Origin of the sequence: Microcoleus sp. LAD1_D5 (genome assembly GCF_036702115.1) — a bacterium.
Classification (GTDB): domain Bacteria; phylum Cyanobacteriota; class Cyanobacteriia; order Cyanobacteriales; family Microcoleaceae; genus Microcoleus.
Genome location: NZ_JAUBSA010000062.1, coordinates 21,015 through 38,670 on the forward strand (window position 1 = coordinate 21,015; position 17,656 = coordinate 38,670).

The following is a 17,656-nucleotide window of genomic DNA, read 5'->3' on the forward strand; positions in this document are numbered from 1 at the left end:
ACATATAATTTTATTATACGATATTAATGTCATTTTTTTGTGAAACTTCAATAATATGAACTGGGACAATAACTCAATTGTAATTTATTCCAATTTTCCATTTCATCTAGAAGATTGGTCTCCTCTATCTGTAAATAAAGGTATTGGCGGAAGTGAAGAAGCGATCATTTACTTAAGTCAAGAATTAGTGAAATTAGGCTACCAGGTTACTGTTTTTAATCGCTGCGGTGATATGGAAGGGGAATATAAAGGAGTAGCTTATCAGTCAGTTGATAAATTCAATGCCCAAGATAACTTTAATGTCATAATCTTTCATCGTGTTTGGATACAACCTATGCGTATGAAAGTGAAAGCCCGAAAAACTGCGGTGTGGATGCACGATAACCCGCAATTATTTCCTCCTGTAGAAGAGTCTCAGCGTTTAGAATTTCTGGCAAGTTTTGATAAACTTTTTATGTTGTCAAGTTTTCATAAATCTCTGCTGCCAGACTGGATTCCTGAAGACAAGATTTTTTTAACAACCAATGGGATTAATCTCGAAGATTTCAATTTAACAGGAATTGCTAGAAATCCCAAAAGGCTAATTTCGATTAGTGATTATGCAAGAGGTATTGAAAATTTACTGACTCAATGGGATCAAGTTCTCAAAGAAGTGCCCGATGTTGAATTACATATTTTTTATGGGTGGCAAGGAATTGATGCCTTAATTAATTCACCTTATCTTGAGAAATTTCCATACTTACCAGATAAAAAGCAAAAACTTTTACAACTTTTCGCGCAGGAAAATGTCTATGAACATGGCAGGATTGGACACAAAGAGTTAGTTGAAGAATTATTCAAATCAGGCATCTGGGTTTATCCTTGTCATACTGCTGCGGAGATTTTCTGTATTAGTGCTTGGAAAGCACAAGCCGCTGGTTGTGTTCCCGTGGTGACAACTTATGCAGGTTTAGATGACACTGTAAAATCAGGTATCAGAATTAAGGGACCTGCTGGCGATGAGGAAACTAATAATGCTTTTATTGCAGCAGTGATTGACTTGCTAAAAAATCCTGAAAAACAAGAATCTTTAAGAAAGGAAGCATTAACTCTTAAAGATTCATTTGGCTGGGATAGAGTCGCTCAACAATGGCATCAGGAGTTTATCTCCGCTGAAATTAAGTAGCAAATAATGAATCAACAACCCGCATTTTGAATGTGGTTCAGGATTCAGGTGATTCACCAGAGCACCATACAACCGCTATCTTTAAGCCGTCAAGATAGTAAAAAAGTCCTGCTTATTTACCATTTTTTTGACGAAATGGATCGAAACCAGCCACTTCTGCCAGCGTATAAAGCGGGCGGCCCTTTACCTCCTCGTAAATCCGCCCTATATACTGGCCCAAAATCCCAATACTCACCAACTGTACCGCACCCAAAAAGAAAACCGCCATCATGACAATTGTCAAACCAGTTAAGGCAGAATTTGGATAAAAAAGCCGCCAATACAAAATCAAAAAAGCCATTAACACCGATATAAATGCAGCAAATAACCCCAAATAAATCGAAAGTCGGAGGGGAACTTTTGAAAAAGATACTAAACCATTCATCGCTAAACTCAAAGATTTTCTGAAGGTATACTTAACCTCGCCTGCAAAGCGTGGATCACGTTCAAACTTAACCGCAGTTTGTTTAAAACCAATCCAAGCCCGCAGTCCCCGAATGTAGCGGTTGCGTTCAGGCATTGCGTTGAGTACCTCCACTACACAGCGATCCATTAAACAAAAATCTCCCGTATCTATGGGAATATCAACATCAGCAAGATTCCGCAAAATGCGATAATACATATAAGCTGGCAACCGCTTAAACCAACCTTCTTGACGGCGTTGAGTGCGCTGAGCGTAAACAACTTGATAGCCCTGCTGCCACTGTTCTACCATATCTATAATTAGCTCTGGTGGGTCTTGCAAATCGCCGTCCATGATAACTACAACTTGACCTCTAGAAAAATTTAAACCAGCAGTTACAGCTATTTGATGACCGAAATTGCGGGCCAAACTGAGGTAACAAATTCGCGAGTCTTTTTCGTGCAATTCTCGCAAAAGTTCGAGAGAGCGATCGCGACTGCCATCATTGATTAAAATTAATTCTACTGGGCCGTCCATTCGATCCATCACCGCACTAATTCGCCGATACAATTCAGCGACATTTTCTTCTTCGTTATAGATAGGAATTACCAAAGAATACTTAGGTGTATCGTTCATTGCAGTTTCTGTTTAAAAATTGGCTTTTCCACCGTTAAATCAAAACTTTCTTTTTCCCCAAACCCCCTAGCTGCTTCACGAGAGAGGTTCGGCACGTAATTTCGCTCTTTTAGCCAGACAACAGCAGCCCACAAAATAGCCGCGTACCAACACTTATCTATTTTCTTAAATACGAAAAATAAAAGATACCATAAGACTGACACCCCAAGCTAAAACATCTGTTATCATAGATGTTTAGTCAGACTATAAAAATTACAATCATAACCCATCGATTCAAAATTGCATGACAAATTCCAATTATCTTTGGCAAGCAAATCAAGACTTAAGCCAAGCTTGTCTGCAACATCCCTTTGTCAGAGGCATTGCTGACGGCAGCCTGCCCTCAAATAGTTTTGCATATTACATTGCACAAGACGCATTTTTTCTGGGAGCATTCGCTCGCGCTTACAGTATCGCTGCCGCAAAAGCACCCGACTGGGAGGGGTTTGAAATCCTCCACAATCTCAGTAGTGGCGTTTTAGAAGAACTTCGTTTGCATCAAGGATATGCAGCCAAATGGGGGGTAAACTTGCAAGAGGCCAAACCTGGAATCCCTACCCGCCGCTACACAGATTTTTTATTAGCGACAGCCTGGGGAAGTGGTGTAGGTTTGACAGCAGCCGCGATGACTCCTTGCTTGCGGTTGTATGCTTTTTTGGGACAGCAGCTAGCTAAACCTAATATACCGGAACACGCCTTTAGCGACTGGATTTCCACCTATAGCAGCCCGGATTTTGAGATTTTAGCAAAACGGCTGGAAAGTTTGGTCGATCGCTACGCAGAAGCTGGGCCGGAAGTAGAAGCAACCTATCGCTACGCTATGCTGTGCGAAAGAGACTTTTTTCAGGCCGCTTGGGAAATAGAGTAAATTAAGTTTGTGCAACAAATATGGAAAACTATCTTAAGCTACCTACACGCAGCAAATTTAACAGCCATGTACAGCAGGAATGTAGCAAATAATGTCATAACAGCATATCCCCAACAAGGCTGATTACTCAACACTAAACCGAGGGCCCTTGAAAGCTACACAATGCCGTAAGCGTAGGGGTGAAACGATTGCATATCAACGGAATTTATCAGTAGCGCTTAAGAGCAAAAACCGAAATAGCCGACTGTAATGCTCAACCTTTTTCACATATCCAATAAATAGCCACCGCCCTAAATCATGGCAACTTTACTAAGAGCTTGCAGCCACCAAGAATGCGCCCCAAAATGCCCAAATATTAATTATTACCCCTACTACTTCCACTTGCATTCCAAGAGTTGTGAAGCCGCGCATTAGCAAAGGCAACAGCGGATAAAAAGCCATAGAAGGCTGCTGCCCATCATCTGCATAGCTGTAACCTAAATTAGCGATTTCTATATACCCTTTACCGTCCCATCAGAAAGCACCTAGCAGCGACAAAAATTACCCCGTCTCGGCTTTTGGAGCGCTCCAGGCGCGGAATTACTTCTAGCCCTAAATCCGTATTTGTCATGGCTAAAACAGCGCAAGACTGTAGATTTAAAATTAAAGTATAGTCCGCTGCCGAGCGATCGCCAAATATATATGTAAGTACAGCCGTACTGCTAATTTTAACGTCCGAGTTTATTGGGAATCCCTTCGCAGCCACCGGGAATAGTCTCTCTCGACTTCGAGCCACACCAAGTGCAGCAGTAATAGCGCTGCTCGTCCGACAGCCGCTTGACACCCGTGAAATCAGCACGTTCAACCACAGCGCCGGTATGTTCGCCCGTTTGATAGTTGGGAAATTCGGTACGGCTGCGGGGGGATGCAGTTTCTGCAGAGCCGTAGAATAATGCGGCGCCTCTCATATCGGCGCGAGCGAGATTGGCGTCGTACAAGACAGCGCGCGAGAGGTTTGCTTTCACTAAATCGCACTTGCTGAGATTGGCGCGGACGAGGTTGGCTTCGCTCAAATCCGTCCACCGCAAATCTGTGCCAGCCAGGTCAGCACCCGCTAACATGACATTGAGATCGATAACGCGGATACCGTGATCTCTATCTTCAGCGTAGCCGCCGTCACCGTCAAGGATGGGGCGGCCTAAAAGCCGATCGCGCTTCAGCGGAGTAACCAATCTCGACTGCGACAAAAACCGCAGAATTTTAGCTTTACCTTCAGCATCTACACTGCTCATAATTGCAGCCGTGCGCCCTTCTGCGATCGCCCTTTCCTGCGGCCAGTCTTCCAAAAACCCTTGTTCGTCAAGGGCTAAGTCCGAAACCCCTTGAAAATAAGCATCGATCGTTTGCTGCTGCGTAATTCGATTTTGCTGAATCGTCAAATCTTTGGATATCACGTACTGCCGCCAAGCCACATAAACGCCTAAGATTGCGATCAAAATTTGGCCCAAAGCGCCGATCAACTCGCCGAGAGCCCCGATTGCCTCCCAATTGATTTGGATGTTGCGGCTTCCCGGTTCAGTATTAGTACCGCTGAGCATCAGCAAACCCACAATCCCAGCTAAAAGCCCGAAGCAGGCGACGATCAGCGTGCGCCAAGTTGGCGGAATTACCTGCGCCCAGATTTTGCCCCAACTCGGCCACATCAGCCGCAGCGATATGGCGATCGCACCGACGGCGCCAATTAAGCCCAGCCAAATGTTGTCATTGGCCAGCCCAAAAATCATCCCTGCGATCAACCCCAGCGTCAGCACTGACCCCGACTTCTCAGGAGTCGTTTGTTCCGGCTGCTGCGGCAATACAATTTTGCGAGTTGGAGGTGACGACGCCGGTTTTTCCGGTTCAGCAGTAGCGACGATTATCCCTGATTCTGGTGGCACATTAGGGTTCGCACCGTTGAGACTTTCTACAGTCACGTTAGATTCAGGGCGATTGGGTTGAGAAGAGTTGTTGTCTGGTGTCATGCGTTGAGGCAAATGCTAATTTTAGCCGGTCATTAAAACGATTTTAACTAACTTTCCCAGGATTGTAGATAGCATTACAATAGAAATATCCACTAATTATACTCTAAAGAGGTAACATATTATGACCCTGGTACTCCCCAATCTTCAAGAAAAACAAAGGGGTCAAGTAATCACTACAATCACCGTCACGAATCGCATCGATCGAGTTATGGCTGAACGGGGATTTATTTCTGCTGAGGAAGTCCGCTCTGTTATCCTCGATAACGTTGTTGTCGATACCGGAGCAACTCTGCTTTCCTTGCCAGCTCGCATTATTAGCCAATTAGGCTTAATACAAGTAGGAGAAAGAGATGTAGAAACATCAGCGGGCATAAAAAAGGGTCGAATTTTTGCCTACGCTCAAATTATTGTAGAAGGGAGAGAAGGCAGATTTGATTGTTTAGAGTTACCCGAAGGCGTTTCGGCTGTTTTGTTGGGCGTGATTCCAATGGAAGAACTAGGCTTAGAACCTGATTTAAAAAATCGACGATTGCGAGTATTGCCGATGAACAATCAGCAAACGTATCTGATGGGTTAGTCGATCAGCGTTTACCATAGCACAAACCTCTCACCTGTGATTCCTATCATGTCCCATCAATGGATTTTAGATTTTAGATTAAAGAAGTGAAGCATTGACCCCACGGAGAAATTGGGGGGGCAAGTTTCATCGGATACAGGTTTTTTATTTCTGGACGGATGAATCCGGGGGCTTGTATCCTGGATACTTTCGGTAAATTACCCGGCATCAAAAATGTTTTTAGTGACGACTAAACTCATCATAAAACTTAGATGACTTTAGTCCTCAATACCAAGGAATTTTATTTGTTAATGCAGGATAATATTATCTGCGGTTAAAAAATTTATACCAAAAAACTTTATTTTTGGGTATATGTAAGTTTTTTGCCCTACATCTAGCGAGCAGAATAAGCCTTGAGCAAATACACGCCAACCGTCCCAAATATCAAAACAATTATCCCCAAAATCAACTCCACACTAAACCTTTGAGCATTGCCCAAAGCGACAAGAATTTGCTGCCGCACCACAAACGCCAACAGCCAGCAAATCTCCGCCTTCAGCCAAGCCAAAAGACCTCGCGCCAACAGGTATTGCCGGTGAGCGTTCTCAGAAGTAATCCGTACGGGATAATTAAAAGTATGCCGATAGCGCGATACCGCAGTTAAAACCGCAAAAATAATGGCAGCAACCGCCGGCATGATCCAAATCGTCACCTTGTCGCCCCAAGCATCAGCCAGCCCCCCCAAGCCGAAATGAATCGGAATTCGATCGGGCAAAACTGCCCAAAACTTGACGATGAGCAAAATCGCCAGCAAAATCGTGATCGCACCTAAAAGCTCTACCACCAGTACAACAGGCGAAAGCCCCAGAGAAATAACCGGCCGTTGGTTTGGTGCGTTTCCAGTCATGGCTACTTAAAATTAGATTAATATTGAAAATAATAGTATTGCTTCCAATTTCATCCTCCAACAGCTTTCGTTGGGGGTTTCCAAACATCCCGCGAGGTTCTATGACGGCTCAGGTCTTGATTGAAAAGAAAAAGTTAGAAAAACCGCCCCTAACAATACACACATTAGGCGATCGCGTCCTGCGGCAGCCAGCCAAGCGCGTCAAAAGCGTCGATGCAGAAATTCGGCAGCTAGTCCGAGAAATGCTACAAACCATGTACAGTGCCGATGGCATCGGTTTGGCCGCCCCCCAAGTCGGAGTCAACAAACAAGTAATCGTACTCGATTGCGACCCGGAAAACCCTGCCACACCCCCAATGGTTTTGATCAATCCCACCATCAAAAGTAGCAGCGGCGATATCTGCATCTTGCAAGAAGGGTGTTTGAGCATTCCGGGAGTTTATTTAGAAGTCAAACGCCCAGAAGTCATTGAAGTCTCCTACCGCGACGAATACGGCCGCCCACAAACCCTGATAGCAACAGAGTTACTGTCGAGGGCAATTCAGCACGAAATGGATCACCTCAACGGAGTGCTGTTTGTAGACAGAGTAGAAAACAAGCTGGCACTGAATGAAGCATTAGTTAAGCATAAATTTTCGCCAAAGGCCGTAAAATCAGTATGATGGCAGGAACTCCGAAAAGTGGTTTACTCTTAGCTCTTTCGTGCATCACTGCGATCGCGGCAGTCGGCTCCATCTTTGAGCTGTCATCGGGAGAAGCTCAACTGGGCAATTTAGTCACGGGCATCATCCTTGCCCTGAGCGTACCGCTAACTGGCATATTTTTCTATGCAGCCGTTCAGGATGCCAGGGCCAATCTCTAAGCAGAGTTATTAGTCATTAGTCATTAGTCAGCAGTTATTAGTAATTAGTAATTAGTAATTAGTCAGCAGCTAACAACCAATAACTGTGGAATAAAGACTGCTCAAAAATAACATCAGCTAACAGCTCGCGAGCTCATGACCAATGACTAATGACTAATGATTCATAACTCATGACTAATGAAATCGGATTTCTGCGACAAGTGCCAGCCAAAGATGCTGCAGGAACGCCAGCATCCAAGTACCAACTTTCTGAAGAGGGGGAATTGGTCATTGGACGCGATCGCAATTGTCAAATAGCTTTAGAGTCGATCGTCCACGGCATGGTTTCCCGCCGCCACGCCGCAGTCCGTCCGCTAACTCAGGGTACTTTGACAAGATGGGAAATTTGCGACCTCAACAGCGCTAACGGAACTTATATCAACGGAAAAAAGCTCTCTGGCTGCCAAACTTTAGAAACAGGCGATCGCATCAGTCTCGGCCTTGACGGCCCTGAATTTATATTTGAATCTCCCGTAACCCCTTACCAAAATCAACCCGGATTAAGAGCACCACAAACGGGCAATTTTGCTGGTATCGAAAAAGACGCTCTCACTTTAACTCAATTATTCCCGATCGCCTCCACTGGCAAACAATTAAGCCAAAAAGCTTACTTATATCCAGGTATTGCCACAGTTATTGTTGTCGTGTCGATGTTTGTCGCCGTTGGAAATTCCGCAGCATTCAACTTGCTGCTGTCAGCTTACCTCGCCGGTGCGGCTTACTACTTTATCTATCAACTGTGCGGCAAACACAAGCCTTGGTGGGTATTGCTTGGTTCGGCTTTAGCTACAGTCCTGATTGTGATCAGCCCCTTATTAATTGGATTTATATTAGTATTTAGAGAAATTTTGCCCGGCCGCCTGCCAACCGAAGGCGAAACAATCAGTTTTTTGCCTTTTTTGACCAGAATGTTTTTCGGGGCGGGTCTAATGGAAGAATTGCTGAAAGCCCTGCCCGTTTTGGGAGCGATGTTACTGGGAAATTGGCTGCGAAATCCGTGGCGTGATCGAATCGGTGTTTGGGAACCTTTAGACGGAATTCTGTTAGGAAGTGCTTCGGCAGTCGGCTTTACACTGTTAGAAACTCTGGGGCAGTACGTTCCCAATGTCATCCAAAATGTCACCCTGCAAGCAGGGCCCGACGCCGGACAATTAGTAGGATTGCAGTTGCTAATTCCCCGCATTTTGGGTTCCGCCGCCGGACACATGGCTTACAGCGGCTATTTGGGATATTTTATCGGTTTGAGCGCCCTCAAACCTAGGAAGCGCTGGCAAATTTTGGGCGTAGGCTATTTCAGTGCTTCTGCACTTCACGCTTTGTGGAATGCGTCGGGAGCCGCCAGCGTACTTTTGCTGGCCTTGGTGGGAGTTTTGTCCTATGCGTTTTTGGTAGCCGCGATTTTGAAAGCCAGAGCTCTGTCTCCGAATCGAGAGCAAAATTTTGCCACGAGAATATTTTATGAAAAGTGACTGCTGAGTGCTTAATTGTTAAGGTGCGATCGCACTTCAAACTGCCATTTTTTTCTTGTGTTTGAACCTGCTTAAACCTGCCAATGCTAAAGCTGTGCCCCCAACGGTGAGAGGTTCGGGAACTGGTTCCGGTGCGCTATCCACTAGGGTGTAATAAACCTCGTCATAGTTGAAGATACGTCTATCGATATCTTGATATGGATAATAAATGACCTCCCTATACCCAGTTACTACAGATACCGACGTAGTAGGGCCCGTCGGGTAGGGAAAGATAGACCAAAATACCCTGTAGTCTAGCTTGTTGATTTCGTCGAATTCTACGATCACCTGGTCATAGCCGGATGTGCTCAGTCCGCGGAACTCCCCTTGATAAAATCCAACACTAGCCCCTGCCAAGTCGTAGTATTCTTTGGCTCCCGCGACGCCAAGAGTGTAGTCGTACAATCTTCCCTCGGAAACGGCAATTGATTCATATCCTATCCCTGTAAGGGAGGAGTTATTCACCTTGAAAAAACTCAAATTGCTATGGTTAACATTGTAGGTGAGTACGGCGGCTTGTGCTTTGTCTACTCCTACCAATGACACGGCTGAAAACACACTTAAAATTGTGGTAGCGATCGCACTTCCTAATCTCGGCCTTTGTTTTTGACTCATTGTTTTTTATTAAGCTTTACGTAAGTCTACTTTATTTGAGTGAGCGATCGCCCGTAATAATCCGCATTCTTAACGTAATTTTTTATTCAAAGATTGCCAAATGTAAACACCCCAGATCGTACAGGTGCGCGACGGCTGAATTTTGTATCATTTCTTACTTGCCTACTATTGCTTTTGCGCCTAAACAAGGCAAATGTTTGATAATTTCAGCAACATATTCCGACGGGTGTGTGTTGTTGCGATGCTGCGGACGATCGTCCCGATGCTTATACACACTTAATAAATTTTGTCAATACGCAATTTCAAGACATTTTACCCCAGTATTCGGCCCTTGTGTATGAGTAGCTTCTGCTGGATTACCTGACGCGATAATCGGAAAACAGAACTTAGAAATTCTTCACAAATAGTTTGACTGTGGTACTATCTGGATGGCTGTGAGTAGCTGAGGGAAGCCAAGGGGCTTGATTCCTGTGGTGGTGGAGGAGAATCCAGGAGTGCTAGATAGGATGTCATTGGGATACGCAAACGTTTTCGCCCAGCGAAGTCAACCTGAACCCCTCCGCATTGGGGTGATTGGGGTTGGCAATATGGGCCAGCATCACACGCGAGTTCTGAGCTTGCTAAAAGATATCGAACTCGTGGGTGTTGCAGACATAAATGTAGAGCGGGGAATAGATGTAGCAAGCAAATACCGGGTTCGCTTCTTTGAAGACTACCGAGATTTGCTCGCCCACGTAGATGCAGTTTGCGTCGCCGTTCCAACTCGCCTGCATCACCCTGTGGGGATGTCTTGTCTCCAAGCGGGTGTTCACGTTTTAATTGAAAAGCCGATCGCGGCTAGCATTGCCGAAGCCGAATCTTTGGTCAACGCGGCTGCTGAGGCCCACCGGATTTTACAAGTGGGTCACATCGAGCGCTTCAATCCAGCTTTTCAGGAACTCGGCAAAGTGCTGAAAACTGAAGAGTTACTGGCATTGGAAGCTCACCGGATGAGTCCCTATTCCCAGCGGGCTAACGACGTATCGGTAGTTTTGGATTTAATGATCCACGACATCGACTTGCTTTTGGAATTGGCAGATTCCCAAGTGGTGAAGCTGACGGCTAGCGGGAGCAGGGCATCAGATTCAGGTTATTTAGACTACGTGACAGCGACGTTGAACTTTGCTAACGGCATTGTGGCCACCCTGACTGCCAGTAAGGTGACGCACCGTAAACTCCGTTCAATCGTGGCTCACTGCAAAAATTCTCTAACAGAGGCAGATTTTCTCAACAACGAAATCTTGATTCACCGACAAACAACCGCCAATTACGTGACGGATTACGGTCAGGTGCTTTACCGTCAAGATGGGTTGATCGAGAAAGTTTACACCAGCAATATTGAACCGCTCCACGCAGAATTGGAGCATTTTATTAATTGCGTGCGGGGTGGAAATCAGCCTTCTGTGGGAGGAGAACAAGCTCTCAAAGCTCTGCGGCTTGCGAGTTCGATCGAGCAAATGGCTCTCGACGGTCAAGCTTGGTATCCGAAAGAGCTAGAGTCTACTTTGCAAGTTAGCTAAATCGAGACAAATCGTGTCGTTTCCGGCTGCTTTTACAGTTTGGGTTTGTTGTTCCTTGAAGAGGGTAACTGTTCCCATGCAACCGGATTCGATGTCAATCGAGTTGAGATTGGACAATTCGGCGTGAGAAGTTCGGCGAGTGCCATCGTCGAGTTGCGCTCAGTCGAACGATTTTAGATCTTAGATTGACTCTGCAGATGAATCTGGGGGCTTGAACTAAGGTTTCAACTTTTTTGCTCTCGACAACAGAAGTCGTGGGCAAGTATACGTTTTTAGGTGAGGTCACGATTTATGCAAAAAAAGAGCGACTATTTGACGACTGATGGTTTTGCTAACTAGCTGATTTCCTTGAGGACTGAGGTGAATGCTGTCTCGATACAAAGTTGGAATTTCGGCCCCACAATTGAAAATGGGAAGAAAATCTATGTAAGTAATTTTCTCTGTTTCTACGAGTTCGGCGAGACGCGCTCTAGCCTTGAGTTCCCAGTCGCGAGGGCCCGGGCCGCCGAGTTCGCCCCGCTTCGGCGTGACGGCTAGCAAAAACTCGACGTTGGCGGATACAGCTATTTTCTGGATTTGGCGAATAGCTTCTAAGTTGCAGCCTACTACATCGCCGCTTGTAGCTCCGGGTGCGGTCAATTGGGGAGTCGGCACTGCAGGGAGCAGGTAGCGGCTCAATAACTCTAGCGTAGCCGATCGGGGTTTGTGATCCGGGTAAGATCGATCGCGCCCCACAACCAGATCACAAGGAGCCGATGCAAACAAATCGTCCGTATTGAGCAGCAAAACCAAAGCCCTTGCCCCAAAAACACCGAACCGCTTGGCGTAAGCAAGTTGATTCCTCGGCCCCCAAGAATTGGCTGAGGCGTTGAGAACTTCAAAATTTGAATAGTTGACTTGTGAACCTAATTGTGAATCGCTCGCCAGATTCTGTACTTGCAGTCTCAAATTCCGAGCCATAATTTCCGAGATCGTATCTGTCTGATGTGTCCACCAACCGCCGTTGGCGACAGAATCTCCCAACAGCAACAGGCGCAGAGTTTCTGGAGGGGGTGTAGGGGCGATCGCTCCGCTACGCATCGAATACTCGTTAATCTCAATCCGGTTGCCCAAGCGGCGTACCTTCTGGTTGGGCGCCAACAAATAGCCACACTCGGCATCGGCAATATAAATCAAGGGATTACCAAAACCCAGCAGCACCCGCAGCAGCACTTCGATTGCCGCCCCCAATCCTGCGGTGACAGCGAAAATTATGAGAACAACTTTCACCAATTAACCTCGATATAGAAGGATAAACCCCTGCCGACACCAAGGTATAAAAAAGAATGCAATGGCAGTCAAGCTTTCAACCCCGATTGTAGTCAGTCGATTTTAGATTAAAGATTAAAGCATTGACTTCACAGATGAATCTGGGAGATCTCGCTAAAATCTAAACTTTTTTGCTTTCGAGGACTCCTATCTAGAAGCAAGTATGCGTCTTTAAGTGAGGTGAGTAGGTCGCCTATGTAAAATCTAAAATCTAAAATCTAAAATCTAAACTGTTATGGCTGCGGGGTTTGAGCAACTTGGCGACCCGATTAAGTCAACCGAATCGCCCCCGTGGATATAGAATTCTAGAATATACCGTCAAAATCCGCCGTCAGCCGTCAGTGAACTTGGTGGTTTCAGGAAAATCCGTGGACTTAAAACAAATATTCAAAACGCCGAATCCCATAATCGGTGTCGTACATTTACAGCCTTTGCCAACTTCTCCCCGCTGGGGCGGAAACCTCAAAGCTATTATCGGAAGAGCCGAGCAAGAGGCTACAGCGCTGGCTTCTGGTGGCGCAAACGGTATCATTGTCGAGAACTTTTTCGACGCTCCTTTTGCCAAAGACAGCGTAGATCCGGCTGTGGTAAGTGCCATGACTCTGGTAGTTGAGAGGCTAACAAATCTCGTGACGCTGCCGATCGGCGTTAACGTGCTGCGAAACGACGCCCACAGCGCGATCGCCATCGCCTCCTGCACAGGAGCTCAATTCATCCGCGTCAACGTCCTCAACGGCATCATGGCTACAGACCAAGGCTTAATTGAAGGCCAAGCTCACCAGCTACTGCGCTACCGCCGGGAATTGGGCAGCGATGTCAAAATATTAGCAGACGTGTTAGTCAAGCACGGGCGACCCCTAGGCAGCCCCAACTTGACCACAGCCGTCCAAGAGACGATCGGGCGAGCTTTAGCCGACGCCGTAATCCTTTCCGGCTGGACAACTGGTAGCCCTCCCAATCTCGAAGACTTAGAACTCGCCAGTGCAGCAGCGGCGGGAATTCCAGTTTTCATCGGCAGCGGCGCCTCGTGGGAAAACATTTCCACCCTCATGCAGGCCGCTGACGGCGTAATTGTATCGAGTTCCCTGAAACGAAACGGCCGCATCGAGCAGCCCATCGATCCGATCCGCGTCAGTCAGTTTGTAGAAGCCGCCCGTCGCAGCTTGTCCCAGAAAGAGCGCGAACAGGAAAACAGAGACGCTAATGGCTCAAGAGGGCCCACACCGGAACCGGGCAAACTCACAAGTAAAACGTAAAATGGGAAGGGGTAATGGGTAATCGGTAATCGGTAATGGGTAATCGGTAATAGCTGCAAACGAAGAGCTAACAGTGAAAAAAGCACACTTATCAATCACCAATTCCCAATTTCTTTGATTCACGACAGGGAACTCACGGATACATGGATAGATTTCTTTTCTCTGACTTCTGACTTATTCCCTCAACATCCATCCGTTAAATCCGTTAAAACCCTTACCTTGCTAGTTGCCCAAATTCCTTCTTCTTTCAACGTCCCAATTATCAATTACCAAATCAAAAAATGATTCGCCGACGTTCAACCCCTTGGATTCATCGCTGGTCTAGGACTCTGATGGCAGCGATCGCAGCCATAGGCGTCGTAGAAACGGCCTATCTCACGATCGCTAAATTTACGACTGGCTCGGTCCTTTGTCCCACCAGCGGCTGTGACAAAATTCTCAACAGTCCCTACGCTACAGTCTTTGGCACAGTGCCTTTAAGTTTGTTAGGCTGTCTGGCTTACCTGAGCATAGCAATCCTGGCATTGGCTCCCAAAGGCGTCAATCCCAACACCAATAAAGGACTGCACTCTCAACTAGAAAACAAAACTTGGCAAGCGCTATTTATCATCACCGCTGCGATGGTAATTTTCAGCAGCTATTTGATGTATTTGATGGCTTTTGAAATTCAGGAACTGTGCATTTACTGCATCACTTCTGCCTTATTTTCACTCTCGCTGTTTGTACTGGTGCTAGTCGGGCGCGAGTGGGAAGATATCGGACAGTTGGTGTTTACAGGCATTTTGGTGGCAATGGTGAGTTCGATCGGTGCCTTGGGACTTTATAACAGCGTCAACTCACCTGCTCCTACTGTCTCTACCCCCGGAATTGTACCCCCTGCCGTCACTACAACCTCCGGCCCGGCACAAATTGCTTTGGCCCGCCACCTCCGACAAATTGGCGCTAAAGAGTACGGCGCTTACTGGTGTCCCCACTGCCACGACCAAAAAATGCTATTCGGCAAAGAAGCAGCCAAAATAATTGATTATTTTGAATGCGATCCCAGGGGGCAAAATTCCCGCGCTGAAATTTGCAAAGCTGCTGCTGCGAATGTTAAAGGTTTCCCGACTTGGGAGATTAATGGTCAGTTTTATGCGGGGACACAATCTTTGGAGAAACTCGCTGATTTATCGGGTTACACCGGCCCCCGCAACTTTCAAAACTGACAGGAAAGTTGGAGATTATAGATGACAGATTTTAGATTGATTGGCCGGAAATATCCTGCTTTTTAACTTACTTTATCCTGGGCTCGTGCTGCGAAATCAATCTAAAATTTTGCATCTATAATAAATAAAAAAACAGTAAAAATTAGTGAGAAGAAAATTTTTTTAAACAAGTTGTGGGTTTCTAGTATTTAGATCCGTGAATTACTACTAAAACTTTTACATAAAAATGCAAGAAACCGGGTTTTTGCTTCCAGAATGATTGTTGAAATGACATATTTGGGTTGCGAAACCCGGTTTCTGCTCTTGCACCCCGATCGCACCGAAAAACCAAAAAATTGGATAATCTAAAATCTAAAATCGACTCGCCCGCACCGAAAAACCAAAAAATTGGATAATCTAAAATCTAAAATCTAAAATCTAAAATCGACTGAGCCGATCGCCCCGGAAATGTAAAAGCTATATCTAGTAGTAGCTGAGATGCTTACAGGGCTAGGCAAAAATCCCCAAAATATGCTAGAAACTATCAAAAAATGGGTTGATCGAGAACGCCGAGTATTGATTACTGCGAGTGCCGTTGCTAGTACGGTCATTGTAATGCGCTGGTTTGGATGTTTTCAGGTGTGGGAATGGGCTGCTTTCGACCAGTTTGTGCGCTGGCGGCCGGCCGAACTAATTGACTCGCGCATCGTCATTGTAGAAATTAACGAAGCTGACTTGCAAAAATACGGCTACCCAATTTCGGATGCTGTCTTGGCCCAATTGCTCCAAAAATTACACGCTGGCAAGCCGCGGGCGATCGGTCTTGACGTTTACCGAGATTTGCCAACTCAACCGGGTAACGCCGAATTGCTCAACACTTTTAAAAATATTCCCAACTTAATCGGCATTGAGTTGATGCCAGACGAAACCCGCTTCGGAGTTCGGCCACCTCCGGTACTTGACAAGCTCGATCGAATCGGTTTCAACAACGTTGTCATCGACGCTGACTCAAAAGTCCGGCGAACTTTGCTCTACGCTTGGCCTGGAGACGGCAAAACTCATAAAAGTTTCGCACTCAGACTGGCTTTGCTTTACCTTCAAAGCGAAGGAATTTCCCCTCAATCAGCAAAAGCCAATCCTAAATACTTGCAGTTAGGCAAGGGGGTTTTTCGGCTTTTTCAACCGAATGACGGTGCTTACGTTCGATCGGACAGCCGTGGGTATCAAATTTTGACCAACCTGCGCGGCCCGCGAGGCAGTTTTCGCACTGTATCGATGAGCGATGTGCTTTCGGGCAAAGTACCTGCTGATTTTGTACGATCGCGCGCTGTCTTGATCGGCTCAACTGCCCCCAGCCTCAGAGACTTTTACCAAAATGCTTACAGTTCCGGTTGGTTTGCTCCTCCCCAGCAAATAGCAGGAGTCGAGCTTCAGGCTCATTTCTTGAGCCAAATTTTGAGTGCAGCCATCGACGGGCGCGGGGGTATCAATGTCTGGCCAGAAGCTACCGAGTTGCTGTGGATTTTACTGTGGTCTTGGGCGGGAGCAAATGTGAGTTGGAATTTGCGATCGCTTGGTCGATCTGCTTATTGTTTATTAAGTATATGTCTCGGTCTGAGTGCCAGTTTATACTTAGCATTTTTAGTCGGTTGGTGGCTGCCCTTAATTCCTCCAATCCTCAGTCTTTGGGGTTCTGGTGCGGCAGTTGTGGGTTATCTGGCGCACTTGCAAGAAGAATTAAAACGGTCTAAAGAATTTTTACAATCACTAATCGATACAATTCCCGACCCGATTTTTGTCAAAGATCGAAATCACCGCTGCGTTGTTTTGAATCAGGCATATTGTCGGTTTATTGGCTATCCTTTAGAAATTTTAACCTGCCGCACAGATTACGATTTATTTCCCCAAGCCGAAGCCGAGATATTTTGGCAGCAAGACGAATTAGTATTGCAAACTCACCAGCCGCGAGAAAATGAAGAATATTTTACTGACGCTCACGGAATTACGCATCTGATTGCGACTAAAAGATCCCTGCATAAAGATGCGGCCGGCAATGTATTTTTAGTCGGAGCAATCAGAGATATTACCGAGCGCCAACTCCGCGCAAATGCCCTAGAACAAAAAAATGCTGAACTCAGCCACCAAGCTTATCACGATGCTCTCACCGGTTTGCCCAACCGCAAAATGTTTTACGAATGCTTGCATCGGTCTCTAGAAATAGCCTCCAGCACTCAGGAATTGGTAGCTTTACTGTTTTTAGATTTAGATGGATTTAAGTCAATCAACGACACTCTCGGACACAATGTAGGCGATTTGCTCTTAAAAACAGTTGCCAGTCGGCTCAAAAAATGCTTGCGCGGCAGCGATACTATCTCGCGGTTGGGTGGCGACGAGTTCACAGTCATTTTGCCCGCAATTCCAGGTCGCGAGGAAGCTGCGAAAGTAGCGGAAAAAATTTGCGACGCCATCATGCAGCCTTTTATTTTAGAAGAACATACAGTTTCTGTAACTACAAGTATTGGCATTAGTTTATATCCCATTGACGGTCAAGAGCCAGAGATTTTAGTCAAGAATGCCGATGTTGCGATGTATCGTGCTAAGGAACATGGGAAAAATCAATATCAATTTTGTTAATTAGGGCTTGCTGAATAATCGATCGCACATCAAGAATAAGAGCGATCGATATATTCAAGCTCGATTAAAGATAAGTTT

Annotated in this window: 15 protein-coding genes; 10 read left to right on the plus strand and 5 right to left on the minus strand. The window is 46.0% G+C overall.

Annotated elements, in window-relative coordinates:
* Positions 1 to 55: 55 nt before the first annotated feature.
* Positions 56 to 1,165 (plus strand): glycosyltransferase family 4 protein, encoded by a 1,110-nt coding sequence (locus QUA70_RS21825; protein WP_333349793.1) that lies wholly within the window; start codon positions 56 to 58, stop codon positions 1,163 to 1,165.
* 112 nt (positions 1,166 to 1,277) lie between these two features.
* Here the strand turns inward: QUA70_RS21825 and QUA70_RS21830 are convergent, their stop codons facing one another.
* Positions 1,278 to 2,243 (minus strand): glycosyltransferase family 2 protein, encoded by a 966-nt coding sequence (locus QUA70_RS21830; protein ID WP_333349791.1) that lies wholly within the window; start codon positions 2,241 to 2,243, stop codon positions 1,278 to 1,280.
* A gap of 283 nt (positions 2,244 to 2,526) precedes the next feature.
* Between QUA70_RS21830 and QUA70_RS21835 the strand changes: the two genes are divergently transcribed.
* Positions 2,527 to 3,150 carry a TenA family protein gene (locus QUA70_RS21835; protein ID WP_333349788.1) on the plus strand — a complete coding sequence of 208 codons (624 nt, stop codon included), beginning with the start codon at positions 2,527 to 2,529 and terminating at the stop codon, positions 3,148 to 3,150.
* A gap of 707 nt (positions 3,151 to 3,857) precedes the next feature.
* Here the strand turns inward: QUA70_RS21835 and QUA70_RS21840 are convergent.
* Positions 3,858 to 5,150 (minus strand): pentapeptide repeat-containing protein, encoded by a 1,293-nt coding sequence (locus tag QUA70_RS21840; protein WP_333335145.1) that lies wholly within the window; start codon positions 5,148 to 5,150, stop codon positions 3,858 to 3,860.
* 121 nt (positions 5,151 to 5,271) lie between these two features.
* Here QUA70_RS21840 and QUA70_RS21845 point away from each other — a divergent pair, with 121 nt between their 5' ends.
* Positions 5,272 to 5,727, plus strand: a complete 456-nt coding sequence (locus QUA70_RS21845; RefSeq protein WP_333349786.1) for an aspartyl protease — start codon at positions 5,272 to 5,274, stop codon at positions 5,725 to 5,727.
* Positions 5,728 to 6,100: 373 nt separating this feature from the next.
* Here the strand turns inward: QUA70_RS21845 and QUA70_RS21850 are convergent, their stop codons facing one another.
* The gene (locus QUA70_RS21850) at positions 6,101 to 6,613 is read right to left on the minus strand and encodes a DUF1648 domain-containing protein (protein WP_333349784.1); all 513 of its coding nucleotides are present in this window, start codon (positions 6,611 to 6,613) and stop codon (positions 6,101 to 6,103) included.
* Positions 6,614 to 6,714: 101 nt separating this feature from the next.
* Between QUA70_RS21850 and def the strand changes: the two genes are divergently transcribed.
* The 3 genes from def (at position 6,715) to QUA70_RS21865 (ending at position 8,983) form a co-directional block, all read left to right on the plus strand.
* The gene (def, locus tag QUA70_RS21855) at positions 6,715 to 7,275 is read left to right on the plus strand and encodes a peptide deformylase (RefSeq protein WP_242719140.1); all 561 of its coding nucleotides are present in this window, start codon (positions 6,715 to 6,717) and stop codon (positions 7,273 to 7,275) included.
* Positions 7,275 to 7,475, plus strand: coding sequence for a hypothetical protein (locus QUA70_RS21860; RefSeq protein ID WP_199292547.1), 201 nt, complete (start codon positions 7,275 to 7,277; stop codon positions 7,473 to 7,475). Before def ends, QUA70_RS21860 begins: the two co-directional genes overlap by 1 nt.
* 170 nt (positions 7,476 to 7,645) lie before the next feature.
* Positions 7,646 to 8,983 (plus strand): PrsW family glutamic-type intramembrane protease, encoded by a 1,338-nt coding sequence (locus tag QUA70_RS21865; protein ID WP_333349782.1) that lies wholly within the window; start codon positions 7,646 to 7,648, stop codon positions 8,981 to 8,983.
* A 36-nt stretch (positions 8,984 to 9,019) separates the two neighbouring features.
* On the opposite strand, the gene QUA70_RS21870 is transcribed toward QUA70_RS21865, so the two are convergent.
* Positions 9,020 to 9,637, minus strand: coding sequence for a PEP-CTERM sorting domain-containing protein (locus tag QUA70_RS21870; RefSeq protein ID WP_333335133.1), 618 nt, complete (start codon positions 9,635 to 9,637; stop codon positions 9,020 to 9,022).
* Positions 9,638 to 10,143: 506 nt separating this feature from the next.
* Here QUA70_RS21870 and QUA70_RS21875 point away from each other — a divergent pair.
* A complete protein-coding gene (locus tag QUA70_RS21875) occupies positions 10,144 to 11,196 on the plus strand; it encodes a Gfo/Idh/MocA family protein (protein ID WP_015178266.1) in 1,053 nt (350 codons plus the stop codon).
* Positions 11,197 to 11,478: 282 nt separating this feature from the next.
* On the opposite strand, the gene QUA70_RS21880 is transcribed toward QUA70_RS21875, so the two are convergent.
* The gene (locus QUA70_RS21880) at positions 11,479 to 12,465 is read right to left on the minus strand and encodes a GDSL-type esterase/lipase family protein (protein WP_333349780.1); all 987 of its coding nucleotides are present in this window, start codon (positions 12,463 to 12,465) and stop codon (positions 11,479 to 11,481) included.
* Positions 12,466 to 12,872: 407 nt separating this feature from the next.
* On the opposite strand from QUA70_RS21880, the gene btpA reads away from it, so the two are divergent.
* The 3 genes from btpA to QUA70_RS21895 all read left to right on the plus strand — a co-directional run bounded on the left by btpA (position 12,873) and on the right by QUA70_RS21895 (position 17,578).
* Positions 12,873 to 13,760 (plus strand): photosystem I biogenesis protein BtpA, encoded by an 888-nt coding sequence (gene btpA / locus QUA70_RS21885; RefSeq protein WP_333170510.1) that lies wholly within the window; start codon positions 12,873 to 12,875, stop codon positions 13,758 to 13,760.
* A gap of 281 nt (positions 13,761 to 14,041) precedes the next feature.
* A complete protein-coding gene (locus QUA70_RS21890; protein WP_333349778.1) occupies positions 14,042 to 14,965 on the plus strand; it encodes a vitamin K epoxide reductase family protein in 924 nt (307 codons plus the stop codon).
* A 477-nt stretch (positions 14,966 to 15,442) separates the two neighbouring features.
* Entirely contained in the window at positions 15,443 to 17,578 is a 2,136-nt protein-coding gene (locus QUA70_RS21895; protein WP_333349776.1) for a CHASE2 domain-containing protein, read from the plus strand.
* Positions 17,579 to 17,656: the final 78 nt, after the last annotated feature.